The 23,405-nt window shown below is 43.8% G+C and carries 26 protein-coding genes, 4 tRNA genes and 1 other annotated feature; of the genes, 29 read left to right on the forward strand and 1 reads right to left on the reverse strand.

What is annotated here, in order from left to right; all coding sequences use genetic code 11:
• The first annotated feature begins 242 nt into the window (after positions 1-242).
• The gene (locus Q7Q81_RS03970; protein ID WP_304273860.1) at positions 243-1,646 is read left to right on the forward strand and encodes a sodium:solute symporter family protein; all 1,404 of its coding nucleotides are present in this window, start codon (positions 243-245) and stop codon (positions 1,644-1,646) included.
• A 224-nt stretch (positions 1,647-1,870) separates the two neighbouring features.
• Here Q7Q81_RS03970 and Q7Q81_RS03975 read toward each other — a convergent pair whose 3' ends face one another.
• The gene (locus Q7Q81_RS03975; protein ID WP_371816691.1) at positions 1,871-2,419 is read right to left on the reverse strand and encodes a gamma carbonic anhydrase family protein; all 549 of its coding nucleotides are present in this window, start codon (positions 2,417-2,419) and stop codon (positions 1,871-1,873) included.
• 354 nt (positions 2,420-2,773) lie between these two features.
• Between Q7Q81_RS03975 and Q7Q81_RS03980 the strand changes: the two genes are divergently transcribed.
• The 28 genes from Q7Q81_RS03980 (at position 2,774) to iadA (ending at position 23,168) form a co-directional block, all read left to right on the forward strand.
• Positions 2,774-3,007: a helix-turn-helix domain-containing protein gene (locus tag Q7Q81_RS03980; protein WP_293725137.1), complete on the forward strand. Its 234-nt coding sequence runs from the start codon at positions 2,774-2,776 to the stop codon at positions 3,005-3,007.
• A gap of 37 nt (positions 3,008-3,044) precedes the next feature.
• On the forward strand, positions 3,045-3,311 hold the full coding sequence (locus Q7Q81_RS03985; RefSeq protein ID WP_304273861.1) for a hypothetical protein: 267 nt from the start codon (positions 3,045-3,047) through the stop codon (positions 3,309-3,311).
• A gap of 230 nt (positions 3,312-3,541) precedes the next feature.
• Positions 3,542-3,778: a helix-turn-helix domain-containing protein gene (locus Q7Q81_RS03990; RefSeq protein WP_293725145.1), complete on the forward strand. Its 237-nt coding sequence runs from the start codon at positions 3,542-3,544 to the stop codon at positions 3,776-3,778.
• 15 nt (positions 3,779-3,793) lie between these two features.
• Complete coding sequence (locus Q7Q81_RS03995) at positions 3,794-4,912, forward strand: GTPase (RefSeq protein ID WP_304273862.1); 1,119 nt, start codon at positions 3,794-3,796, stop codon at positions 4,910-4,912.
• Between the two features lie 7 nt (positions 4,913-4,919).
• Complete coding sequence (locus Q7Q81_RS04000; RefSeq protein ID WP_304273864.1) at positions 4,920-6,008, forward strand: GTPase; 1,089 nt, start codon at positions 4,920-4,922, stop codon at positions 6,006-6,008.
• A gap of 176 nt (positions 6,009-6,184) precedes the next feature.
• Positions 6,185-6,736 (forward strand): hypothetical protein, encoded by a 552-nt coding sequence (locus tag Q7Q81_RS04005; RefSeq protein WP_293725133.1) that lies wholly within the window; start codon positions 6,185-6,187, stop codon positions 6,734-6,736.
• Between the two features lie 588 nt (positions 6,737-7,324).
• Positions 7,325-8,116, forward strand: a complete 792-nt coding sequence (locus Q7Q81_RS04010) for an Rpn family recombination-promoting nuclease/putative transposase (RefSeq protein ID WP_304273866.1) — start codon at positions 7,325-7,327, stop codon at positions 8,114-8,116.
• Between the two features lie 428 nt (positions 8,117-8,544).
• Positions 8,545-9,264 carry a TVP38/TMEM64 family protein gene (locus Q7Q81_RS04015; RefSeq protein WP_304273868.1) on the forward strand — a complete coding sequence of 240 codons (720 nt, stop codon included), beginning with the start codon at positions 8,545-8,547 and terminating at the stop codon, positions 9,262-9,264.
• Positions 9,242-9,865: a CYTH domain-containing protein gene (locus tag Q7Q81_RS04020; RefSeq protein ID WP_304273870.1), complete on the forward strand. Its 624-nt coding sequence runs from the start codon at positions 9,242-9,244 to the stop codon at positions 9,863-9,865. Before Q7Q81_RS04015 ends, Q7Q81_RS04020 begins: the two co-directional genes overlap by 23 nt.
• Positions 9,866-9,876: 11 nt before the next feature.
• Positions 9,877-11,088, forward strand: a complete 1,212-nt coding sequence (dpaL, locus tag Q7Q81_RS04025) for a diaminopropionate ammonia-lyase (protein ID WP_304273872.1) — start codon at positions 9,877-9,879, stop codon at positions 11,086-11,088.
• Positions 11,089-11,193: 105 nt separating this feature from the next.
• Positions 11,194-11,278 (forward strand) — tRNA-Tyr (locus Q7Q81_RS04030).
• Positions 11,279-11,287: 9 nt separating this feature from the next.
• Positions 11,288-11,363: transfer RNA gene (locus tag Q7Q81_RS04035), tRNA-Met, on the forward strand.
• A gap of 10 nt (positions 11,364-11,373) precedes the next feature.
• A tRNA-Thr gene (locus Q7Q81_RS04040) sits at positions 11,374-11,449 on the forward strand.
• Between the two features lie 3 nt (positions 11,450-11,452).
• Positions 11,453-11,529, forward strand: a tRNA-Met gene (locus tag Q7Q81_RS04045).
• A gap of 150 nt (positions 11,530-11,679) precedes the next feature.
• Positions 11,680-12,870: an elongation factor Tu gene (gene tuf / locus Q7Q81_RS04050; RefSeq protein ID WP_009145072.1), complete on the forward strand. Its 1,191-nt coding sequence runs from the start codon at positions 11,680-11,682 to the stop codon at positions 12,868-12,870.
• A gap of 232 nt (positions 12,871-13,102) precedes the next feature.
• Positions 13,103-13,252 carry a 50S ribosomal protein L33 gene (gene rpmG, locus Q7Q81_RS04055; protein WP_009145199.1) on the forward strand — a complete coding sequence of 50 codons (150 nt, stop codon included), beginning with the start codon at positions 13,103-13,105 and terminating at the stop codon, positions 13,250-13,252.
• 46 nt (positions 13,253-13,298) lie between these two features.
• Positions 13,299-13,517 (forward strand): preprotein translocase subunit SecE, encoded by a 219-nt coding sequence (gene secE, locus Q7Q81_RS04060; RefSeq protein WP_009145198.1) that lies wholly within the window; start codon positions 13,299-13,301, stop codon positions 13,515-13,517.
• Between the two features lie 55 nt (positions 13,518-13,572).
• Positions 13,573-14,133, forward strand: a complete 561-nt coding sequence (gene nusG / locus Q7Q81_RS04065; protein WP_303711023.1) for a transcription termination/antitermination protein NusG — start codon at positions 13,573-13,575, stop codon at positions 14,131-14,133.
• A gap of 14 nt (positions 14,134-14,147) precedes the next feature.
• Entirely contained in the window at positions 14,148-14,573 is a 426-nt protein-coding gene (gene rplK, locus Q7Q81_RS04070; RefSeq protein WP_009145196.1) for a 50S ribosomal protein L11, read from the forward strand.
• 69 nt (positions 14,574-14,642) lie between these two features.
• A complete protein-coding gene (gene rplA / locus Q7Q81_RS04075) occupies positions 14,643-15,335 on the forward strand; it encodes a 50S ribosomal protein L1 (RefSeq protein ID WP_021721101.1) in 693 nt (230 codons plus the stop codon).
• Between the two features lie 24 nt (positions 15,336-15,359).
• Positions 15,360-15,495: a sequence feature (ribosomal protein L10 leader region), on the forward strand.
• Between the two features lie 30 nt (positions 15,496-15,525).
• Entirely contained in the window at positions 15,526-16,053 is a 528-nt protein-coding gene (gene rplJ, locus Q7Q81_RS04080; protein WP_009145194.1) for a 50S ribosomal protein L10, read from the forward strand.
• A 65-nt stretch (positions 16,054-16,118) separates the two neighbouring features.
• Entirely contained in the window at positions 16,119-16,490 is a 372-nt protein-coding gene (gene rplL, locus Q7Q81_RS04085) for a 50S ribosomal protein L7/L12 (RefSeq protein ID WP_009145193.1), read from the forward strand.
• A 144-nt stretch (positions 16,491-16,634) separates the two neighbouring features.
• Positions 16,635-17,294, forward strand: a complete 660-nt coding sequence (locus tag Q7Q81_RS04090) for a hypothetical protein (RefSeq protein ID WP_304273873.1) — start codon at positions 16,635-16,637, stop codon at positions 17,292-17,294.
• Positions 17,295-17,485: 191 nt separating this feature from the next.
• Positions 17,486-17,932 carry a hypothetical protein gene (locus tag Q7Q81_RS04095; protein WP_304273874.1) on the forward strand — a complete coding sequence of 149 codons (447 nt, stop codon included), beginning with the start codon at positions 17,486-17,488 and terminating at the stop codon, positions 17,930-17,932.
• Positions 17,933-17,942: 10 nt separating this feature from the next.
• Entirely contained in the window at positions 17,943-19,241 is a 1,299-nt protein-coding gene (locus tag Q7Q81_RS04100) for a glutathionylspermidine synthase family protein (protein WP_304273875.1), read from the forward strand.
• A gap of 20 nt (positions 19,242-19,261) precedes the next feature.
• Positions 19,262-20,143: a LysR family transcriptional regulator gene (locus Q7Q81_RS04105; RefSeq protein ID WP_299823248.1), complete on the forward strand. Its 882-nt coding sequence runs from the start codon at positions 19,262-19,264 to the stop codon at positions 20,141-20,143.
• Positions 20,144-20,487: 344 nt separating this feature from the next.
• Positions 20,488-21,939 (forward strand): Na+/H+ antiporter NhaC, encoded by a 1,452-nt coding sequence (gene nhaC, locus Q7Q81_RS04110; protein WP_304273877.1) that lies wholly within the window; start codon positions 20,488-20,490, stop codon positions 21,937-21,939.
• A gap of 71 nt (positions 21,940-22,010) precedes the next feature.
• Positions 22,011-23,168 carry a beta-aspartyl-peptidase gene (gene iadA, locus Q7Q81_RS04115; RefSeq protein WP_304273879.1) on the forward strand — a complete coding sequence of 386 codons (1,158 nt, stop codon included), beginning with the start codon at positions 22,011-22,013 and terminating at the stop codon, positions 23,166-23,168.
• Positions 23,169-23,405 lie beyond the last annotated feature (237 nt).

The following is a 23,405-nucleotide window of genomic DNA, read 5'->3' on the forward strand; positions in this document are numbered from 1 at the left end:
ATAATTTAGCTAATATATATGTGGCTGCTTTGCAAGGAAGCATCAGGAGGCGTATATTTGGTCTGCATTGGGATGCTTGCCGGTATGGGCGATGGGGAATTGTAATGACAGCACAAATGGTTTTGTATTATATGTTGTTGAAGTCTGCACGATTAGGTCTGATGTGAGGCAGTATAGGGATACTGCCAGCGATGACGTTGTATTTCTTTAACAGGCATGTATAATTTAAAGGAGGATTTTTTGTGCCTGTTTCTTTAGTCATCTTAATATTGTACATTGTTGCTTTGTTCGCTATCAGCTGGTATGCTAAAAAACGTAGTGAAGGAAACAACGAAAACTTTGCTCTTGCGGGACGCAGACTTTCTGCGCCTTTGATTTGTGTTACTATCATCGGTCTGGCTGTCGGCGGTGCGTCGACTATCGGCGTTTCCGAGCACGCCTTCCGTGTTGGTCTGAGTGCCGGCTGGTATACGATTGCCTGGGCTTTGGGCGCGATTGTTATGGGTTTGTTCATGGCTAAAAAATATCGTGAACAGAACATTACGACTATCACCGAGCTTATTGAACGCCATCATACCAAGGGCGCGGTAATCTTGGGCGTTTTCTGCCAGATTGTTATTCAGTTGGTAATCATCAGTCTGCAATATATTGCGGGTGGCAGTATTCTGCACGCTATCCTGCCGGATATCTTTGATTTCCATACCGGTATGATTGTCAGTGCCATCACCTTTATCGGTATTACCTTTATTGGTGGTATGTGGTCTGCATCCTTATCTAATGTATTGAATATTATTCTGATTTACGTAGGTATCTTGGCGGCAACGATTATCCAGTTCAAAAAAATTGGCAGCATGGATCATCTGGCTGCTGCTTTGCCGGCTAATGTGCCCTGGTTCAGCTTCATTGACGGTGTTGGCCCTGTAACCATCACCAGCTGGGTTGTAACCCTTATTACCGTAAATCTTTCTCTGCAAAGTATTCTGCAGATTTCTTTAGGCGCTAAAGACGCTGCAACTGCTAAGAAGGGCTTCGTCTGGGGCGGTATTCTGATGCTGCCGGTAGGCGTTCTGGCTGCCTTCCTTGGTCTTGTTGCTAAGGCTATGTATCCTGATGCGCAGGCTGCATTGGCGCTGCCGCAGGTTATCGTAGGCCTGCAGCCGGTGTTAGCAGGTGTTACGCTGGCAGCTCTGTGGGCTGCAGATGTATCTACCGCCTGCAATCTGCTGCTTAGCGCCGGTACTTTGTTCTCCAGCGATATCTATAAGCGCTTCATCAATCCGCAGTGCGACCAGGCGCGTCAGCTGCTGATGACACGTGCCTGCATCATTATCAGCGGTATTCTTACGTTGGGACTTGCTATGAGCGTATCCAGCATTTTGGGTACGATTATGATTGGTCTGTCCCTGACTGCTGCCTTCAGCGTTATTGTTATAGTAGCGCTGTTCTTCCCGCAGTATGCTTCCAAGGCCGCAGGCTTCTGGACTCTGCTGGCAGGCCTGGTGCTGCTGGTGCTGTGGCAGCTTACTCCGGCAGTACGCATTTTCCCGAACGTAATCTATATGGAATGGCTGGTATGCATTGCTGCTTATGCTATTGCTGCAATTGTTTGCCCGGCCAAAAAAGCAGTTGCTGCCGAAAGCAACTGAATAAAAAAGTATATTTGAAGATGAAGAGCCATCTCCGTTGTTCCCTGTGAATGCGGAGATGGCTTTGTTTATGATGTTATAAAAAAATCCCGTCAACAGGCTTGCGCTCTGTAACGGGATTTTATCTTTTATATTTATATTGTCGGGGAGAAGCATGAACGGATTAAGTGTTTCAACGTATATACTTAATCAGGGACATTGTCATGCTTTTGCTTTATGAGCAATTAAACGATTTGCTCACCATGGTAGCGTTCGCCGTCATTGTCAGGCAGCAGGCCGTAGCGTTCGGTCCACAGAGTTTTGTATTTCAGCGCCTGAGCGTGGATAGCGGCGATACCTTTTTCGTCCAAAGTTTTGATAACCTTGGCAGGAATGCCGGCAACCAGGGAATTCGGCGGTACGATGGTGCCTTTGGTTACAACGGCACCGGCAGCAACGATAGAGCCGTGGCCGATTACAGCGCCGTCAAGTACGGTGGAATGCATGCCGATGAGGCAGTGGTCCTCAACAGTGCAGGCATGCAGCAGAGCGCAGTGGCCTACAGTTACATAATCACCGACTATGCAGGCGTATTTATCGGCAACGTGCAGCACGCTGTTGTCCTGGATATTGCTGTAGCGGCCAACCTCGATGCGGTTAACGTCGCCGCGGATAGTAACGCCGGGCCAAACGCTGGCGTACTCTTTAAGCTCAACCTTGCCAATCAGGGTGGCAGTATTAAAGGCATAGGCCTTTTCATCAATTTTGGGGGCTTGTGCTTCAAATTTAAAAATCATGGTATCACCGCTTTCTGTAAATTGGCTGCCTTCGCGGCAGTCTTGAAAGATAAACAATTTCTTCTCACACTATTATTATCATATGAGCAGATAATAAAGTCAAGGCGTTCACATTTATTTTGCAGATGTGAAGGATTATAACATAAGATTTTCGGAGAGGACGCGTAGGCGTTCTTTTTTTGTGCCTGCAGGTGCAAAAACGTGCTATGCTTGGCACGGATTTCTGTTGTCAAATAGTCTAAACTATATACAGGTTCTGGTGAAGAACTTGAACTAATAGGGTATTATGAGCCTATGAAGTTAAGCTAAAAAATACTCTTGGTGGCATAATATAATAAAGGGGGTTTTTAGATGGTAGATAATATGGCGGAGCTTGTGTATCGCAAAATGGGTGCGAAAATCAGATATTATCGCCAGTTAAAAGGTATTAACCAAACAGATTTTGCTATTAAGGTGTCTATTTCTTCCCAATATCTGAGCAAAATAGAAAACGGCAAGCGGATTCCAAGCCTGCCTGTGCTTTTGAGTATTGCAGAGGCCTTGGAGGTGGAAGTAGCGGAGCTGTTGGACGGTAAAAATGTGTAAAATCTTTATTGGTAGTAATTTGTATGGTGAGTAATTTTTGTATACATTGGAGGAATCCTGCACAGGCTTGTACCTTACCAATGATAAATTGAAGCGGAAAATTACCGCAGATTACGCAATTCCCGGACGTTGCGACGATGGTTCCTACACCTCGTCGTTGGTTCGCCGCAGCACCTTCTACACGCAGTCAGCGTTGCGCGAGCTGCTCAGCAGCAGATATGGTGCCGGCAAGAGCATGGACGAGCTGGTGAAGCTGGCCTTGCAGGATGGCCTGCCTGTGTATGAGGTAAAGCGAGAGGCTTGATGGGTGCAGGAAGCGGCAGCTCTGGGGGCTGTCGCTTACCATAAAAATAAGCGCAAGTCTAAAAGGCTGTTTTAGGCGAGCAGCTTTGCAACTTCAAGTTGTTGGCACAGATTAACTTAAAAGCAGAGAAAAACTCAGTCAGCTTATTAGCCTAGAAAAACAGATTATATACCTAAAAAATTATTTATATAAACTGCTAATATAATATAGAGAAGTTTTAGCAAGAGGTGATGACGTTGTTTGCTGCGCGTTACAAGAATATTGGATTGAAAATAGCATATTACAGAAAAAAGAGAGGCTATACGCAAGCAGAGTTGGCCGAGCGGATTGGCATGAGTGTTGCCTATCTTGGGCAGATTGAGCGAGGGAACAGAGGCAACAGCTTTTCTTTGGAAACGCTGTACCAGATTGCTGATGCGTTGAAGATAGATGTTAATTTGCTGATAAAAAATGAAATGTTGGCTTGATAGGTGGTAGTTGCTGTGTCTTTACAAACTGAGTTCAGGAATATATTAGAAAAAATAAAAAGAGATCAAGGTACGCATACTAAAATTGCTGTCGTCGGGCAACCGGGTGCTGGTAAATCAAGTATCATCAATGCGCTTATCGGACATAAAGTTGCGAGAACAGGTCAAGGAACAGATATTACTCGAAAAGGTGTGAGATATCGTTATGAGTTTCTGGAGATAGTTGATTTGCCTGGATATGGAACGACGATGTTTCCACTAAGCGAATGGAAAGAAAAATTCAAGATACATCAATATGACATTATTTTTTTCGTCTTTTCGGGAAAACTAACTGGAGATGATTGTGCTTTATTTGCGAGCGTAGCTGCTTACAACAAATTAGGTCATAAAAGACCTTTGTTGTTAATCAGAAATCATTGTAATGATTTGGCAAGCCATGAAGATAGAGAAGCGATACGACGAGATATTTATGCAAAACTGCCAGAAGGGCTTGTTGGGAAGCTTTGTTTTATTGATTGCAGATATCAAAATGGTATAGATAAATTACGAAATGAAATTTTAAATGAAAAATATAAGGATATTTGGCAATCGAGAATAATAAAGAACTTCGAGAAAGCAAAAGATGAATTTTTGAGGACTAGGAAATCGAAAGCAATGGATTCTCTTTCGACTTATACAAAACTTGCTTGTGCTAATGGTGTAAATCCTTTTTTCGGTGCTGATATTGCAGCAGATGTAGCAATTTATTTTAAAATGTTCGCTGCTATTAAAGAAGATTTTGATATAGAGGATAACGAACTAGAGGGAAGATATTGTGCTTATCCGCTTGCTAGAAAGCTTTTAGAGCTAATGACGAAAAATGGTGTTATTCTTTTGTTAAAGAGTTTTGGCGGAAAACAAGTAATAAAAAGTGTTGGTAAATATATTCCTTTTTTAGGCCAAGCAACAGCAGCTGTGCTTGGGTATACGTTGGCTGAAGATGCAGGAAAAAGTTATATTAAAGATTGTGCGACTTTAGCTTGTCAAGTAATGAATGATGAAATAGCAAACTATAAGCTATATGGTGATCTAAATGGTTCTTCTAAGAAACCAATATGTATAGAAAATTATACACTATATCAATTGAAGGAGTGATTTTTAAATGGTTAATTATCAAGAAGATTTACGTGAGCAAATCAAAAGAAAGTATGAGGAAAAAGAGCATACGGTTGTAAAAATTGCTTTAGTCGGGCAGCCTGGTGCAGGTAAGTCGAGTGTCATTAACAAGTTGATAGGTAAAAATATATTTAAATCTGGAGTATATACAGATACTACAGTGAAAAGTCAAGAAGTATCTTGGAGAGATTTGAGGATAGTTGACTTGCCAGGTTACGACACGAAAAGATTTCCGTTTGAAGACTGGTGCAAACAATTTTCTGTAGAAGACTATGATTTGTATCTGTTTGTGTTTGCCGGTAAATTACATGATGCTGATGGAAAGTTATTTAAAAAATTTAAGGAATGGAATCAATCTAGAAAGCACCCTTATTTTATTGTGCGCAATAAGGAAGATGATATATGGGATGGTGAAAGAACTCTAGAAGAGCTAAAGAAAGAAATTATTGAAGATGTTCATTCTAAAGTAGGGGCTAAAGACATAAAAGTTTATTTTACAAGCTGTAAAACTGGTACTGGGTTCAAAGAATTAAAAAACGACATTTTGGCTTCCGATATTGATGATGTAAAGAAGGGTAAAATTATTGCGGCCGTTAAAGCAGATAGTATTAAAGATTTAGATAGAAAAAGAGCAAAATGCCTGGATGATATTAATGTCTATGCTTGGGCTACAGCTGTGAATGCTTTGAATCCAATTCCTGGGGTTGATGTTAGCTTTGATTTAGCAGCTTTTTATAAGATGGCTAAAGAAATTAGAGAAAGCTTTGGGCTTGATGAAACAGTTATAGAGAAATACATGATTGTATTAGGACCGGTAGGTAAACAACTTGCAGATAAGGTGCTTGCATATCTTACCAAAGAAGGCATAATGTGGGTTATCAAGCAAGTAGCTGGTAAATATGCTACAAAACAATTTGGGAAATATATTCCTTTTGTCGGGCAGGCTGTAGCAGCTTGTGCTGGTTTTGCTATGACCAAAACATTAGGAGAATATTATATAGATAATTGCTTTGAATTAGCGAAGGAAATTCTTGAATATGAAGTAATGAATAGCAAAGATAAAATGAAAAAATGAAAAGCAGTAATGTCTGCAGGAGTTGTCAGCAGTTATCTTCGCTATGATTTGATAAGAATATTGTAGCATCAGGGAGTCCTTAGTGGTAGACGATATTTAGTTTTCAAAGAACAAAATTTACGTTGTAGGCATGGCGGCTTTGGCTTACAAACATATTATACGAGGAGAGATTTACTATGAAAAAGCTAATCACAATTATTCTTACTACTTTGATATTTATTATTGCAGGTTGTGGAAGTTCTACACCGTCATATCAACTTCCTGTTGATAATAAAAATCTTGCCTCATATCTTGCTGATGATCAAATATATGCTTTTTACTGTCCAAACCTTGAAAAAGACATCTGCTATCAATCTGTTATGTACAATGATGCAGATGCTATCAAAAGCGTTACTACAATGGGAAGTGCATTTAATAACTATGGTCTTAGTGCTTCCTGGTTAAAAAAGGATTTGATAAAAAAAACTTGCACTACTATAGTTAGTATATCTGATATACTACAAAGACAATCACATACAGATATACCTAGTGGTCATAACTTAAAAGCATTTAAGTATTATTGTTTTCCGAATGGTGAAGTATCTATCATTGGCTATTACAAAGATGACTGTATTTTACTCATACAGGTATCTGAAAACGATAAATATACGACAGTAAAATGTGATGGTATTCATAGAGAAGCTGCTTCTGCAAGTAACATGGAAATGTTCAATAAACGTGAAAAGTAGTATCAATCAAGCTGTAAGGATATATTGAAGAAAAGTTTTCTGCTGTATCACATTGAACGTACAACCAAGTTGCGATTAGTGTATAAAAACTAGGGTTGAGAATGCTTGAAGTGTGTATTATTTTTCATCTACCTGCTTGCCTCGTGGTGCAGCATGAAGGTGGATGTATGCATGCTTTGAGCTTGACGGAGCAGGTGGAGAAAATGCTCTACTTGCACCAGTTGCACCACTTTTTTCAGCCATTTTGTTAAAAAATCAATAGCTCAGAAATTTTAATATAATATAAATAAAAGAGCCTTGAAATAGCTGTAAATACAATAAAATAAAGGTTTTGAACCCTTACGAAGACTTTACTTACAGGGATATATATTATGGTTAGTGGCGCAGTTTTTCTTTTTGCACCAAATGAAGTGGTTCAAGTGGTGCAGCATGGCGGTTGAGGTACGCATTCTTTGAACTTGACGAATGGGAGATATGTGCTGAATATCTCATCATAATTATCAGAAAATATATTGATTTCTGATAATTGCTCTGCTATACTAATCACATAGACTAGTCTGAAAATTATAAAAAGAAGCAGGTAGAGATATGCAAAATATAATGGAGCGTTACCAAACCTTCAGGCAGATTGTCGATGATATTACTTTGATGAATAACCGCTTTATGAATAAGGTTTTTGACGGCAATATCCCCGCAACGCAGAGAATATTGCGTGTTATTCTTAAAAATGATAAAATTAAAGTACGCAAGGTAAGCGTACAGCAGTGGCTGCAAAATCTTTACGGTCATTCCACGCAGCTGGATATTCTGGCTGAGGATGAGAATGGTACGCAGTTTAATGTTGAGATTCAGCGTAGTGATGAAGGAGCGTCTGTGCAAAGAGCGCGTTTTTATTGTGGTGCGCTGGATATGCACTTTCTAGATACTGGAGAAAAGTATGAGGATTTGCCTGACGCTTACGTGATTTTTATTACGGAAAACGACGCTTTCAAAGAAGGCAGGTCAATCTATAATGTTGAGCGCAGTATTAACGAAAGTGGGAAGGCTTTTGGTGACGGTTCGCATATCGTTTATGTGAATGCTGCCTGCCAGGACGATACGCCGCTCGGCAGTCTGATGCAGGATTTTAATTGCAATGATCCTGCCAAGATGCATTATAAGGAGCTGGCAGATAGAGTTAATTATTTTAAGACTTCGAAGGAGGGCGAGATTGATATGACAGATATTATTGAAGCTTACGCAAATAATAAGGCAAAGGAAGTAGCTGAAAAAGCAGCGAAGAAAATGCTTGCAGACGGTATGAGTCTTGAAGCTGTTGTACGTTATTCTGATCTTTCTGAAGAAGAGGTGCGTGCTCTGGCTGCTAAGCAGAGCGCTTAATAACACCTGGCAACAAAAAACTGATAAAATGTGGCAGTCGTGCTGAGCCGGAGGGCAAGCACGGCTACTTTTTTAGTCATTGGTGAATGGGAGAAGGGAGCTCTATAATAAAGATATGATATGGCAATGACAGTGCTGCTGTTTGACGAACGTGTTTGGTTTGCCAAAGTACTCCAAAAGCGCCGTTCTGGACAAGGGTTTCGAGAGGTGCTGTTGCAACAGTGATTACCGCTTGCGGTATGTAAAAAAGAACTGATTTGAAGAATATGAAAAACTGCTTATTGAAGAAAATATTCTAAAGGTTGATAAATCCCAGGACTGCCAAAGCGGCGGCCTTTTTACATTTACCAAACTATTTGGCAATAATGCTTGCGCAACGTCCTCTAAACGCCGTATAATAGATGAGAGTTTGAAAATCAGAGGTTTATATGAAGAAAAAATATCTATATTTACTTTTGCGCGTGCTGGTTTATCTGCTGGTGCTGGGAGCAATTTTGTATGGCTTGTATGAATCACCGTATAATCCGCATCCGCACAGTGCCGAGGATATCCGCCGCTGGGTGGTGGGCTTCGGTGTGTGGGCACCGCTTATTTATGTAGCGGTGTATACGATTCGCCCGTTGCTTTTATTCCCGACGCTGCTTTTGAATTTAAGCGCAGGCGTGCTGTTCGGTCCGTGGTGGGGAATATTATTCTTACTTCTGGGTGGCTTTGGCTGTGCAAGCTTTTGTTATCTTTTGGGACGTTTCGGAGGCGGCAGCTGGCTGCTGCGTAATTTTGGCGGCAGCTGGGGTGAACGCTTGACGAACTATCTTGTAGGCAGCGGCAGCTTTAAGAAGATGATTATTTTGCGCACGGTGCCGATTTTTCCGTATGATCCAGTGAGTATTATTGCCGGCAGTGTGCGCCTGCCGTTTAAAATTTATGCAGCAGCAACGGTTCTCGGTATGCTTCCGGGGGCCATTGCCTATAACTTTCTGGCAGATGCTTTCGGTACGCCGCATTTTTATGCGGCGCTGGCTGTAACGTTGCTGGCCTTTGGTATACCATTGGTTTGGTGGCAGAAGAATTCGGCATCGCAGGCGTTGGGCAGTTTAAAAAATTTCGGTAAAGGCAGTGATAATAATGGCAAAGAATACAGAGATTGAATTAAAGCTTTTGCTCAGCAGAGAAGGCTTGGAGAAAATGCTGCAGCTGGATTTTATGCAGCAGGCCATGCGTCCGGACAGCTACAAAAAGCGCCGTCTGGTGAGCACCTATTATGATACTGCGGATATGACGCTGACGCAGCATGGTATTGCTTACCGTGTACGTGATAAGGGCGACGGCAGCTTTGAAGCTACCGTAAAGACTTCCAGGCAAAGCAAGGATGGTCTGAGCGAACGTCTGGAGCTGAATCTGCCGCTGACAGAAGCAAAGCCTGAGCTGAATGGCTTTGCAGCGCTTGGACTGGGCTACGAGCTTAGCGAGCTTGCTCCTTCCGGCGTAAAGGCTTTGTTTACGGTTGATGTAGAGCGTATAACCTATATTCTGGATTATGCCGGTGCTGTAATCGAGCTGGCGATAGATAAAGGCGCCATTCATTGCGGTGGAAAAAGCGACAGTATCGATGAGGTAGAATTTGAGCTTATGAGCGGTACTGTGGATGCGTTGCTGGAGCTTAAGGAAAGAATAGCGTCACAGGTGGAGCTGCGTGCGGAAGAACGCAGCAAGTTTGCACGCGGACTGGCGCTTTTGCAGGCACAATAAGGAGCGGAACAATGGCGGAAATATTACATTATCTGCATCAACAGAAGGAAGATAATCTTTCCGTTGTTAATCATTATGGCTACAAGCAGGCGGAGAAGGTATGCCGTTTTCATAGCAGCTTTCCCGAATATACCGTTACGCCTTTAGTGCGTCTGGAAAATCTGGCCAAACTTTTCGGTGTTAAGGATATTTATGTTAAGGATGAAAGCTATCGCTTCGGGCTGAATGCCTTCAAGGTTTTGGGCGGCAGCTACGCTATTGCCTGTGAGCTTGCCAGGCGCCTGCAGCTTCCGGTGGAGGAGCTTACTTATGATAAGCTTATGGCGCCTGAGGTAAAACAAAAGCTGGGCGAGCTGACCTTTGTGACTGCTACCGACGGTAATCATGGAAGAGGCGTTGCCTGGACTGCCAGCCGCCTGCAGCAGAAGGCTATCGTGCTGATGCCTAAGGGAACAGAGCTTGCGCGTCTGGAGGCTATCAAAGCGTTTGGCGCCGAAGCCTATATTACGGATGTCAATTATGACGATACTGTGCGTATGGCAAGAAAAATAGCTGCTGAATGCGGCGGCATCATGGTACAGGATACATCCTGGGAAGGCTATGAGGAGGTGCCTCTGCATATTATGCAGGGCTACACTACCATGGGTTATGAAATAGTGCAGCAGCTGCAGGGAGTGCGTCCGACGCATGTCTTTCTGCAGGCCGGAGTTGGCGCTATGGCCGGTGCTGTAGCAGCTTTTTTTGCTGACTATTATAAAGCAGATAAACCGATTATCACCATAGTAGAGCCTGAAAAGGCGGACTGCATTTTCAAAACGGCAAAGGCTGATGATGGAAAGCTTCATAATGTAACAGGTGCTTTGGATTCGATTATGGCTGGTCTGTGCTGCGGTGAGCCCTGCAGTCTTGCCTGGGATATGCTCCGGCGTTACGCAGATAATTTTGCTTCTATGCCGGATGAATTTGCTGCCTATGGCATGCGCGTGTTGGGCAATCCCTTAAGTGGTGATACTGCTGTTGTTTCTGGTGAAAGCGGCGCAGCAGGCCTTGGTTTTGCCTTGCTGGGCCGTAGTGACGCACAGGCCAACTCTCTTCTGCAGCTTGATGAAAGCTCTGTTGTGCTGTGTATTTCTACCGAAGGTGATACAGCGCCGGCAAAATACAGAAGCATTGTCTGGTCCGGAGAATATAGCCTGGATAAGCTTTCGGGTATCGAAAAATAGCTTAGCGATGCGGCTTACATCTGTTTTCAAAAATAATGCAAATAAATTTATGAAAAGCTGTTGACAAACGGGCCTAAATCCTGTATAATTCTTTTTGTCGCAAACGGATGGGTTCCCGAGTGGTTAAAGGGAGCAGACTGTAAATCTGCCGCGTTTCGCTTCGTTGGTTCGAATCCAACCCCATCCACCAACTTAATATCGCGGGGTGGAGCAGTTGGTAGCTCGTCGGGCTCATAACCCGAAGGTCGGTGGTTCAAGTCCGCCCCCCGCAACCAACTAAATATTGCTGATGTAGCTCAGTCGGCAGAGCGTATCCTTGGTAAGGATAAGGTCACCAGTTCAATCCTGGTCATCAGCTCCAAATGGCGGCGTAGCTCAGTTGGCTAGAGCATGCGGTTCATACCCGCAGTGTCCGCGGTTCAAATCCGTGCGCCGCCACCAATTAGCCACTAAACCTCATTAATAAAATGAGGTTTTTTATTTTATTTGCCGAAAGCAGCAGGATTTTACTGTGAAAGGGCGAATATTATAAGATAGGTCTAGTGTACCTGCTATTTTTAAGTTGATGTATTGATTGGAGGAATTTCAAAAATGGCAAAAGCTAAATATGAAAGAACTAAACCGCATCTGAATATCGGCACCATCGGTCACGTTGACCATGGCAAGACTACTCTGACTGCTGCTATCACCAAAGTACTGGCTGAAAAAGGCGGCGCTGAATTCATGGACTACTCCATGATCGATAAAGCTCCGGAAGAACGTGAACGTGGTATTACCATCAACACTTCTCACGTTGAATATGAAACCGCAACCCGTCACTATGCACACGTTGACTGCCCGGGCCATGCTGACTATGTAAAGAACATGATCACCGGCGCTGCTCAGATGGACGGCGCAATTCTGGTAGTATCCGCTGCTGATGGCCCGATGCCTCAGACTCGTGAGCACATCCTGCTGGCTCGCCAAGTAGGCGTACCTGCAATGGTTGTATTCCTGAACAAAGTAGATATGGTTGACGACGAAGAGCTGCTGGAACTGGTAGAAATGGAAGTTCGCGAACTGCTGAGCTCCTATGACTTCCCCGGCGATGACATCCCTGTTGTTGCAGGCTCCGCTCTGAAAGCTCTGGAAGGCGACCCGAAATACGAAGCAAAAATCATGGAACTGATGGACGCTGTTGACAGCTACATTCCGCTGCCGGAACGTGCAACCGACAAACCGTTCCTGATGCCTGTCGAGGACGTATTCACTATCACCGGTCGTGGTACCGTTGCTACCGGCCGTGTAGAGCGTGGTACTGTTAAAGTTGGCGACACCGTAGAAATCGTTGGTATGAAAGACGAGAAAAAATCTACTGTTGTAACCGGCGTAGAAATGTTCCGCAAACTGTTGGACGAAGCAGTAGCTGGCGATAACATCGGCTGCCTGCTGCGTGGTGTTGACCGTAAAGAAATCGAGCGTGGCCAAGTACTGTCCAAACCGGGCAGCATTCATCCGCACACCAAATTCAAAGGTGAAGTTTATGTACTGACCAAAGAAGAAGGCGGCCGTCACACTCCGTTCTTCAACGGCTACCGTCCGCAATTCTATTTCCGTACTACCGACGTAACTGGCGTAACCGAACTGCCGGAAGGTGTAGAAATGGTAATGCCTGGCGATAATGTAACCATGGAAGTAGAACTGATCACCCCGATCGCTATCGAAAAAGGTCTGCGCTTTGCTATCCGTGAAGGCGGCCGTACCGTTGGCGCCGGCGTTGTTTCCGAAGTAGAAGAGAAATAATTTTTCCGGCATAGTAATGCAAAATACAAGACCGGTCAGCTTATGGCCGGTCTTGATTTTTTAAGACTGATTGCCAAAGAAACGCTTTAGAGTAACTAAGCACTGTTTGTGCAGAAAAAATTTGCGTCAGACGGATATTTATAGTTGACATAAAGTGTTAACTGTGTTACTCTATATTAGCGACAATTTGTGATTGGTTTTATTATTATGTACGTAAGCGAGGTGTAACTAAATGCGTAACCTGATTACTTTGGCTTGCACTGAGTGCAAACAGAGAAATTACCAAACCAACAAAAACAAAAAGAACGATCCTGATCGTATCGAGCTCAATAAATATTGCAAGTTCTGCAAAAAACACACTCTGCACAAAGAGACCAAATAATATTGGCTTGTGCGTAACCGGGTAGTAATAGCAAGGATGTGACAAGATGGCCGTTCCGGAAACTACAGACACTGAGAATAAGGGATTCAGCATTACAACCTTTCTTAGTGAAACTAAAGTAGAATTAAAAAAGGTTACCTGGCCTACCAAACAAGAGCTTATTGCTAACACTATAGTGGTAATTATTGCAGTTGTTTTGTGCGCAGCTCTAATCTGGATTATTGATTCCATCTTTAGTATGTTATTCCGCATGATTTTGCAATAATGAGCTTTAAAGCTTAAGTAAGGAGGGAAGGGGAAGCGTTGCTTTCCGTTTATTCATGGAAGAAGAAAAGCAAGGAAAACATTGGTATGTAATCCATACCTATTCTGGCTACGAAAATAAAGTGCGCGCAAACCTGGAACGAAAAGTTCATTCCTTGGGTATGGAAAATGAAATTTTCCGTATTGAAATACCTACGGAAAAAGAGGTTGAAATCACTTCGGATGGCAAGAAAAAAGTTGTTGAGCATAAAGTTTTCCCAGGCTATGTACTGGTGGAAATGATTGTTAATGAGCGCAACTGGTATGCTGTCCGCAATACTGCAGGTGTAACTGGTTTCGTCGGTTCTGATTCTACCCATCCGACTCCGCTTACAGCTGAAGAAGTAAGGCAGATTATGCCTTCGATGGGTATGGATGTTGAAGCAACTGAAAAACCCGCAAAAATTGATTTTCAGTTACATCAGAGAGTCCGCATCAAGACTGCGCCCTTCATGGATTTTGAAGGCACAATCAGTGAAATCAACGAAGAAAAGGGTAAACTGAAGGTACTCGTTGATATCATGGGACGCGAAACTCCTGTTGAAATTGACTTTACACAAGTTGAAGAAATTGAGTAAGGAGGTGTAATTAAATGCCGAAAAAAGTCGTTAAAATGGTAAAATTACAGGTACCGGCTGCTAAAGCTACTCCGGCTCCTCCGGTAGGTCCTGCACTTGGCCAGGCTGGTGTTAACATCATGGCCTTCGTTAAGGAATTTAACGCACGTACCGAGAAACAAGTTGGCCTCATCATTCCTGTTGAGATCACTGTATTCGAGGATCGTTCCTTTACTTTCGTAACCAAAACCCCTCCGGCTGCAGTTCTGCTGAAAAAAGCTGCTGGTCTGGAAAAGGCTTCTGGTGAACCTAACAAAAAGAAAGTTGCTAAACTGGGTCGTGACAAAGTTCGCGAAATCGCAGAAAGCAAAATGCAAGACCTCAATGCTGCAAACGTTGAAGCTGCTATGAGAATGGTAGAAGGTACTGCACGTAGCATGGGTATTGTAATCGAAGACTAATTTTAAGTAGTCTTCTCAATTTAGTGGGAGGCAAAAGCCGCTTGTACCACATAGGAGGATTTTATAACAATGGGCAAAAAGTATGATGACGCTTTGAAATTAATCGAAGCTGACAAATTCTACTCTCCGAAAGAAGCAGTAGCTCTGGTTAAGAAAACCGCTGCTACCAAATTCGACAGCACTGTTGAAGTTGCTTTCCGTCTGGGCGTTAACCCTAAATACCCTGATCAGCAAGTTCGTGGTGCACTGGTTCTGCCGAACGGCACTGGTAAATCCAAGACTGTTATGGTTTTTGCTAAAGGCCCCAAAGTTGCAGAAGCAGAAGCTGCCGGCGCAGATTTCGTTGGCGGTGAAGAATATGTTGATAAAATCAAGAACGGCTGGATGGCATTTGACGTGTGCATCGCAACCCCTGATATGATGGGTCTTGTTGGTCGTCTTGGTAAAATCCTTGGCCCTCGTGGTTTAATGCCTAACCCGAAGGTTGGTACCGTTACCATGGACGTAACCCGTGCCGTTAAGGAATCCAAAGCTGGTAAAATCGAGTATCGTACCGATAAATCCGGCAATGTACAAGCTCCTATCGGTAAAGCATCCTTTACTGAAGAGCAACTGTTACAAAACTACATGACTTTGGCTGATACCCTGGTTAAGGTTAAACCGGCTGGTGCTAAAGGTCAGTACATGAAAACTATCACCATGTCCTGCACCATGGGCCCTGGCGTTAAAGTTGACGTCCTGAAAGCTAATAGCGATAAATAATTGTAGTTTTACTTAATTTTACTAAATCAGAAGATAATCGGGCCATAGACAGCAGGTGCCACGTGCGTAAGTTTTAACTACGCCTGCCGAGGCTGGAGCGTGAAGATATATTAGACCTTCCGACCTCCGGCTACGGCCGAGAGGTCTTTTTGATTTAATAAAAACATCAAAAAAAGGAGGTGCAATCTAAATGGCAGTTATTAGACCTGAAAAAGTAGCTAAAGTTGCTGAAATTCAAGAGTTGCTTTCTAACTCCAAATGCACTATTTTAGTTGACTTCTGCGGTTTAACTGTTGCTCAGGATACCGAGCTGCGTCGCAAAATGCGTGAAGCTGGCGTTCACTACAATGTAGTTAAGAACACTCTGCTGCGTATTGCTGCAGAACAAGCTGGTATTGAAGGTCTGGAACCTTCTCTGGAGAAAAACACCGCTATCGCTGTTTCCCCGGAAGATCCTGTTGCAGTTGCAAAAATCGTTTGCGAATTCGCAAAAGAAAACAAAGAACTGAAAGTTAAAGTTGGCGTTCTTGATGGCAAAGTTATCGGTGCTGACGAAATCAAAGCACTGGCTTCTCTGCCGCCGAAAGAAGTTCTTATTGCCAAGATGCTGGGCAGCATGAATGCTCCTATCAGCGGTTTTGTCAATGTACTTCAAGGTACTATCCGCAATGTCGTATACGCTCTGGAAGCTGTACGCAAACAAAAAGAGTCCGCTTAATTTGCGGCATGCTGCATAAGGCAGCTTAAAAAATAAAAACTTACTTATTATTGGAGGTAACTATAATGAATAAAGATCAAATCATCGAAGCTATTGAATCCATGACCGTACTCGAGCTGTCCGAACTGGTTAAAGCTCTGGAAGAAAAATTCGGCGTATCTGCAGCTGCTCCGGTAGCTGTTGCTGCTGCTCCGGCTGCTGGCGGCGAAGCTGCTGCAGCTGAAAAAACTGAATTCGACGTAATCCTGACTTCCGCTGGCGCTTCCAAAATCGGCGTAATCAAAGCTGTTCGCGAAGCTACTGGCCTGGGCCTGAAAGAAGCTAAAGAGCTGGTTGACGGCGCTCCGAAAGCTATCAAAGAAAAAATCTCCAAAGCTGACGCTGACGCTCTGAAAGAGAAACTGGAAGCTGCTGGCGCAACTGTAGAAGTTAAATAATCTCGCTGCTACGCTAGTAGCACAATAGATTGTTGATTCGTCTGCAATCCGACTCCCGATGCACTTAGGTGTGTCGGGAGTTTTTTGATTTTCTGCCTCAAAGAATATATAATATTTGAAACGGAACCAGGAGGTGAGTAGGGGATGCAAGTTAATTATCAAGGCAATCGCGACGCAAAAGTAGTCTTGCTTCAAATAATAGGAGAACACGAGTTGCCGTTTATCGAAGAGGAGCTTTCACATATAAAAGCTATAACGAAGAGTACAGATTTTTTGTTTATTACAGTGCAGGTTGATAGTTGGAATGACGACCTTTCACCATGGGTGGCAGAGCCGATTTTTGGAGATGCTGCATTTGCCGGCAATGCGGAAAAACTTCTAACACGCATAAAAAATGAAGTAATTGTTCCGTTATTAAGTGAGCATCAAGATATAAAGATTTTTGCGGGCGGCTATTCCTTAGCCGGATTATTTGTATTGTGGGCAGCCTATCAAACAAATTTATTCGAAGGTATAGCAGCAGTATCTCCGTCTGTGTGGTTTCCTAAATTTGTTGATTTTGTACATAACAACAAAATATTAACCAATAGAGTCTATTTAAGTCTTGGCGATAAGGAGGCAAAGACACGCAACCAAATTCTGGCACAGGTGGAAAATGATATTCGTGATGTGTATCGCACATTGGAAGATTATAGGTTGAGTTGTATTCTTGTTTGGAATCAGGGAAATCATTTTAAAGAACCTGCGTTGCGCATGGCAAAAGGATTTGCTTGGTTGATGAACAATGAAAAGATTCACTCATAAGAACACCCATAGATTGTTGATTCGTCTGCAATCCGATTCCCGATGCACTTAGGTATGTCGGGAGTTTTTTGATTTTGTGAATGAAGCATAGTCATAGTGCAATTCAGCTGCTTCTTATGCTATAATATAAAAAAATGACCTACTATATTGCTGTGTAAAAATGATAGAGATTTTTTATAAAGGAGTTTCATATGCTTACAGACGAAAAACGTAAAAAGCTTTTGGCCGGTGCACTGGCGGTAGTTATGCTGACTGGTGTTGCAGGCTGTGGCAACGATAAAGACAGTGAGTGGAAGAATGATAACTCTGCTCAGAATAATCAAGATGAAAAGAAGGATGAAGATAACGGCGGCGGCTTTTTTCATGGCTTCTTTCCCTGGTACTTCATCGGCCGTACCTTTGGTGTAGGCCCGATGGCAGGTGTGCAAACTGCGCCTGCAGCTAACCAGAAGCAGAATGCTGCACCCGCAGGCTCGTCTACTAATCCTAAACCAAACGTTAACACCGCCAATGGCTCTACTGTGCAACAGGGCACTGCAGGAAGCACGCAAAGTTCCAAGCTCGGCAGTACGGGCACTACAGGTAAAAGCGGTATCGGCAGTGGCATGAGCCGCTCCAGCGGCAGCGCAATTTCCTGAGGTGATGAAGATGTATAAATATCGTAAGCCTGATACCTGGCTTGATAAAATTGATTTGAATATTATGCCATATGTGGATGCGCCGGAGTGGGAAAACCGTTATCCTACTATCAGCGCGCTGCTTATGAGCAATGCCAATAAGCGTGAGCTGCAGCGCATCAGTGCCGGCCTTACAGCAGCACTGTCACGCCTGGCAGAGGCTTTGCGTACCAATAATAATGGCGCAATGCCCTTTAATCTGTTTAATATGACGGATAAGCTCACACCGTATATCCTTGCGGATAACTCGGATCATGTGAGCTATATCAGCCGTCTTGACTTTGTAAAGAATACTGACGGCTGCTATAAGCTGGTAGAGATCAATTCGGATACTCCTTGCGCCTTGCCGGAAACATTTTATGCCAACAAGGTAGCGGAAGCATATTTTGCTAAGGAGTACGGCCTGCATTTGCAGCCGCGTTCGGATGGTGAGGAACTGCCAGAGCCATTTTTAAAGCTGTTGGAACAGCCTAAATATGCAGATAAGGATGTAGTACGCATTGCTTTTGCTGCTGATAAAAGCTACAACGAGGACTGGGCTAACGCCAAATTTTTATTTGAGCGCGTGCAAAAGGTGCTGCGTGAACGCATTTTAAGCAAGCAGCCATTCGTTTGTCGTCTTGTCGGCCTGGATGAGCTGATTGTACATGATGACGGAGTTTACATTCCCAATGAAATCTTCAAAAGTAAGGAAGATAAGCTTGATATACTGTATCGTCTGCATCCGCTGGAGCTTTTGATGGATGATGAAAGCGAGGATGGCTATCCTGTTGGCTTAAAGCTTATGGAGTTAGCTAATTTCGGTGCTGTTGATCTGGTTAATCCGGTAAAATCCATTGTACTGCAGAATAAAGCACTGCTGGCACTGGCATGGTATTTATATCAGCATCGTCTGTTCTGGACACCGCAGGAGGAAGAACTGTTGGCTGCGCATTTAACGCCGACCTATTTGGACAGCAAGCCGCTTTCAGGACAGCGTTATATAAAAAAACCTATCTTTGGGCGTGAAGGTGCAGGCATTGCTATTGTAGAGCCTGATGGTGCGCTGAGCTACGAGGCGGAGGAATGCGATGACTGCGATTTGATTTACCAACAGTTTGTTCCTTCAGCAGATGTACAGCAGGAAACAGATAACGGTGAGGCAACCGGCAAGTATACTTATTCCTGCTTTGTCATTAACGGTAAAGCGTCGGAGACCTTTGTGCGTTTACAGCCGGGAGAAATTACCGGCGTGGAAGCATATTTTGTACCTGTTCTCGATGAAATATAAGAATTTGAGGAATATCCGAAATGAATATCCAAGTATATCAATCTTTTTTGACTGTTGTACAGTGCCGCAGCTTTACGCAGGCTGCGAAATATCTTAATTTTACCCAGCCTACAATCAGCAATCATATCAACGCTTTGGAAGAAGAATACGGCGTTATTCTTTTTACCAGAGATGGCAAGAATGTTTATCTGACGCAGGCCGGCAAAAATTTTGTACCGATAGCGCAGCAGCTGATGGCTGATTATCAGAAAAGCCAAGAGGTAATGCGTCAGTTCCAAAAGAAAAATTACAGCCTGAAAATCGGCGTTTCTACTCAGGGCATAAACTTTTACCTGTTGCCGGTTTTGCTGAAGCTAAAAAAAGAATTTCCCGAGCTGGATATAGAGGTCAACCGCTGCATGACGGTAGAATCGACGATAAACGATGCTTTTGTACAAAAGCTGTATGATTTTGCCTTTGTGCATATTGATGTGCAGCCGCTTTATACCAAGCGTGTACAGCTTTGGAATCAGCCGATGGTTTTTGTAGCCTCCAAAGAACTGTATGAACAGATGGGAGAAAACAATAATATTTATGATTATCCCTTTATTGCCTATCCTGCAAGCGAGGTATATTATAAGCATCTGAAATCTAAGGTTGATTTCACGCGTCTGCAAAGTATATTGACCTTCAGTGATTCGGAATCCGTGCTGATGGCAGTTGAGCAGAATCTTGGTATAGCCTTGACACCGCGGGTAAAAGTAATGAAGGAACTGCAGCAGGGAACATTAGTCGAATTCCCGGTCAAGTATTCGGGAAATATGCCTATTTCGGTTCTTTATGATTATGAATTTAACTTTACCTTGCCTACGAAACGCTTTTTGGAGCTTTTAAAAGAGTCGCAGGAAAAGATAAAGGGTTAATTTACTTTCTGTTCTTTATATAAGAATAATTTATCAAAATACTATAACAGGAAAAGTAATCTTATTGACTTTTTAATTTAGGACTTCTTCAACGTGCTTGAAGAAGTCCTAAATTTTTAGTATAAAAAAGCGCATGGTTAAGCAAATGTCCACGAATTATAGTACAAATTTTGTATACAAAATACAGAACGGCGAATAAATTGCTTATGTATACAAGAAAAATTCCAATAAGTATAGATAAAGAAAACTGTTGAGATAATTAAGCTATAATGATAAAATTTTTATAGATAGCGTTGCTTGCGCAAAATTAAGCCGGCTAGATTACCGGCAGAAACGAGGGTATTATGTCAAAGGATATGCAAAAAACTAAAGAAAAAACAAATAGGCGTATGCCAACCTTTACGGAATCCGTTATTCCTATTATTGCCATGATGGTTATTTTGACTGTCGGCAAAGGTTATCTGGGTTACGCAACCGAGCCGCTGCTGCTTTTGGTAGCTGCTATTGCCGGCCTGATTGCTTACCGCGTTGGTGTTACCTGGGATGAAATGATGGACGAAATCTGCCAGAAGATTGCCAAGGGCATGCCGGCAATCCTGATTCTGACCTGCGTTGGTGCGCTGGTTGGTACCTGGATGGCTTCCGGTACTATCCCGATGATGATTTATTATGGCGTACAGATTGTAAACCCGACCTTTATGCTGGTAACAGCTTTCCTGATTACCGCAGTAGTATCTATTGTAACCGGTACCTCCTGGGGCTCCGTTGCTACCATGGGTGTTGCACTGATGGGTATTGCCAGCACTTTAGGTGTAAACCTGGCAGCTACTGCCGGTGCTGTAATCGCCGGTTCTTATTTCGGTGATAAAATCTCCCCGCTGTCCGATACCACTAACCTGGCACCGGTTGCAGCAGGTTCTACTCTTTATGAGCACATTGCTCACATGTTCTGGACTACCGTTCCGGCAACTATTATTTCCCTGGTTGTTTATGCTTTCGTAGGCTTAAAGGGCAATATCGGCGGCGATGTTTCTTCCGAAGCAGTAAGCACCATGCTGACTCAGCTGGATGGCATGTACAACTTTAACATTCTGCTGATTCTGCCTGTACTGCTGATTCTGGCAGGCTCTATCTTTAAAAAACCGACTCTGCCGGTTATGATGGCTTCCACTGTTCTGGCTGGCGCTGAAGCATTGATTTTCCAAAACATCAACCTGAAAAATCTGCTGCTGGCTACCGTAAAAGGCTTCAAAATTTCTATGCTGACCACTCCCGGCTTTGACCCGGCTACCGCTGCTCCTCAGATTATTAAGCTGTTGAACCGCGGCGGTATGGCTGAAATCATGGGCACCACTCTGCTGGTATTCTGCGCATTCTGCTTTGCCGGTATCATGAGCAAGGCCGGCTGCCTGGAAGTAGTTCTGCAAAAAATCCTGACCTTTGCTAAGAGCACCGGTGATCTGATTGCTTCCACCGTTGCTTCCTGTATTACCATGGGCCTGTGCACCGGTAACTCCTACCTGTCCATTCTGATTCCCGGTGAAATGTTCCGTGATGCTTATAAAGCAAGAGGTCTTGCTGCGAAGAACCTGTCCCGTACCTTGGAGGATGCAGGTACTGTATTTGTACCGTTGGTTCCCTGGTCTGCAGCAGGTGCTTATATGACCGCCTGCACCGGCATTGAAACTCTGGATTATGCACCGTGGGCAATTCTCTGCTACACCGGTTTCATTATCGCTCTGTTCTACGGCTACACCGGTATCGGTATTGCTAAGCTGGAAGACGAAAAGAAATAAGCCGGTTGCGCAAGCAAGTCGGCAGTACTGAGCAACTGCTTAGTATACAATGAAAGGAAAAGTGACACATTTTGATTAAGTTAATTAGAAACGCTGACGTTTATGCACCTGCGCATCTTGGTAAAAAAGATGTGCTGGTTATTGCAGATAAGGTAGTGCGTATTGCTGATAAAATCGAAGGCTACGAAGGTATGCCTGAGGTTGAGGTATTTGATTTCAGCGGCAAAAAGCTGTTGCCCGGTTACATTGATATGCATATGCATATCACCGGCGGCGGCGGTGAGCAGGGCCCTGCTTCCCGCGTACCTGAAGCAATGCTGAGCCAGATTACCAGCTGCGGTATTACAACCGTTCTGGGCCTGCTGGGTACAGACGGTGTAGCCAGAAGCGTAGAAAACCTGGTGGCTAAGGCACGCGCACTGACGGAAGAAGGCATTACCGCCTACTGCCTGACCGGTGCTTACGGTATCCCTTCTCCGACCATTACCGGTTCTATCGAAAAGGATATCATGATGGTTCCACCGATTATCGGCACCAAGATTGCAGTAAGCGATCATCGTAGCTCTAATCCTCAGGGACCTGAGCTGATTGAGGTTGCTACCGCAACCCGTCGCGGTGGCCTGCTGGCTAACGTTGCCGGCCTGGTAACCATGCACATGGGCTCCGGTATCGGCAAGCTTGACCCGCTGTTCTACGCATTGGACCATTCCGATGTTCCTGCAAAGAACTTCCTGCCGACTCATATGCTGCGTACTCGCGAGCTGATGGAAGAAGGCGCAAAGCTGGTACGTCGCGGCGGTTACTTCGACATGACTGCCGGCAGCACTGATGAGGATATGGAAATCGGCGCAGAGCAGATTATGGAAATCCTGAGCTGGGAGGGTATGAGCACTGATCATCTGACGATGAGCAGTGATGCTTTCGGTTCCCAACCTAAGTTCAATGAAAATGGTGACTGCATTGGTCTCACCTACTGCTCTCCTAAATATCTGCATCTGACGATCAAGAGTCTGGTACGCCGTGGCCTGCCGTTGGAAGAGGCTATCAAGCTGCTGACCTCTACACCTGCCGAGCTGCTCGGCAAAACCGGCGTTAAAGGCTGCGTTGCAGTCGGCGCAGATGCTGACCTGTTGGTGTTGGACGAAAACCTGGATATCGACGCATTGTTTGCTAAAGGCCAGGTTGCACTTCTGGATAAAGAGATTGTACTTAAAGGCCGCTTTGAATAAGCTGCGGCTATGCGAATACAGACACATCGAAGATGGTGTGTCTGTATTTTTTTGACAAAAATCTTGACAACTTGCGTAATTTATGATAACATATCATACTACATCATTATTATTTTTGCAGGTGTAAATTTTGACAACAAATACTGCCGGGTCAGTGGTTGAACGGCGTATCTTGCTTATAATGAAAGATGAGGCAGATCATCGAAGACAACTGACAAGGTCCTTGTGGTAAGAACC

Origin of the sequence: Phascolarctobacterium succinatutens (assembly GCF_958453765.1) — a bacterium.
Taxonomy (GTDB): Bacteria; Bacillota; Negativicutes; order Acidaminococcales; family Acidaminococcaceae; genus Phascolarctobacterium_A; species Phascolarctobacterium_A succinatutens_B.

Coding starts and splice junctions, on each gene's coding strand:
- Q7Q81_RS03980 (WP_293725137.1), top strand. CDS start 2,774: ATGGTAGATAATATGGCGGAGCTTGTGTATCGCAAAATGGGTGCGAAA.
- Q7Q81_RS03990 (WP_293725145.1), top strand. CDS start 3,542: ATGACGTTGTTTGCTGCGCGTTACAAGAATATTGGATTGAAAATAGCA.
- Q7Q81_RS04000 (WP_304273864.1), top strand. CDS start 4,920: ATGGTTAATTATCAAGAAGATTTACGTGAGCAAATCAAAAGAAAGTAT.
- Q7Q81_RS04005 (WP_293725133.1), top strand. CDS start 6,185: ATGAAAAAGCTAATCACAATTATTCTTACTACTTTGATATTTATTATT.
- Q7Q81_RS04010 (WP_304273866.1), top strand. CDS start 7,325: ATGCAAAATATAATGGAGCGTTACCAAACCTTCAGGCAGATTGTCGAT.
- Q7Q81_RS04015 (WP_304273868.1), top strand. CDS start 8,545: ATGAAGAAAAAATATCTATATTTACTTTTGCGCGTGCTGGTTTATCTG.
- Q7Q81_RS04020 (WP_304273870.1), top strand. CDS start 9,242: ATGGCAAAGAATACAGAGATTGAATTAAAGCTTTTGCTCAGCAGAGAA.
- dpaL (WP_304273872.1), top strand. CDS start 9,877: ATGGCGGAAATATTACATTATCTGCATCAACAGAAGGAAGATAATCTT.
- tuf (WP_009145072.1), top strand. CDS start 11,680: ATGGCAAAAGCTAAATATGAAAGAACTAAACCGCATCTGAATATCGGC.
- rpmG (WP_009145199.1), top strand. CDS start 13,103: ATGCGTAACCTGATTACTTTGGCTTGCACTGAGTGCAAACAGAGAAAT.
- secE (WP_009145198.1), top strand. CDS start 13,299: ATGGCCGTTCCGGAAACTACAGACACTGAGAATAAGGGATTCAGCATT.
- nusG (WP_303711023.1), top strand. CDS start 13,573: ATGGAAGAAGAAAAGCAAGGAAAACATTGGTATGTAATCCATACCTAT.
- rplK (WP_009145196.1), top strand. CDS start 14,148: ATGCCGAAAAAAGTCGTTAAAATGGTAAAATTACAGGTACCGGCTGCT.
- rplA (WP_021721101.1), top strand. CDS start 14,643: ATGGGCAAAAAGTATGATGACGCTTTGAAATTAATCGAAGCTGACAAA.
- rplJ (WP_009145194.1), top strand. CDS start 15,526: ATGGCAGTTATTAGACCTGAAAAAGTAGCTAAAGTTGCTGAAATTCAA.
- rplL (WP_009145193.1), top strand. CDS start 16,119: ATGAATAAAGATCAAATCATCGAAGCTATTGAATCCATGACCGTACTC.
- Q7Q81_RS04090 (WP_304273873.1), top strand. CDS start 16,635: ATGCAAGTTAATTATCAAGGCAATCGCGACGCAAAAGTAGTCTTGCTT.
- Q7Q81_RS04095 (WP_304273874.1), top strand. CDS start 17,486: ATGCTTACAGACGAAAAACGTAAAAAGCTTTTGGCCGGTGCACTGGCG.
- Q7Q81_RS04100 (WP_304273875.1), top strand. CDS start 17,943: ATGTATAAATATCGTAAGCCTGATACCTGGCTTGATAAAATTGATTTG.
- Q7Q81_RS04105 (WP_299823248.1), top strand. CDS start 19,262: ATGAATATCCAAGTATATCAATCTTTTTTGACTGTTGTACAGTGCCGC.
- nhaC (WP_304273877.1), top strand. CDS start 20,488: ATGTCAAAGGATATGCAAAAAACTAAAGAAAAAACAAATAGGCGTATG.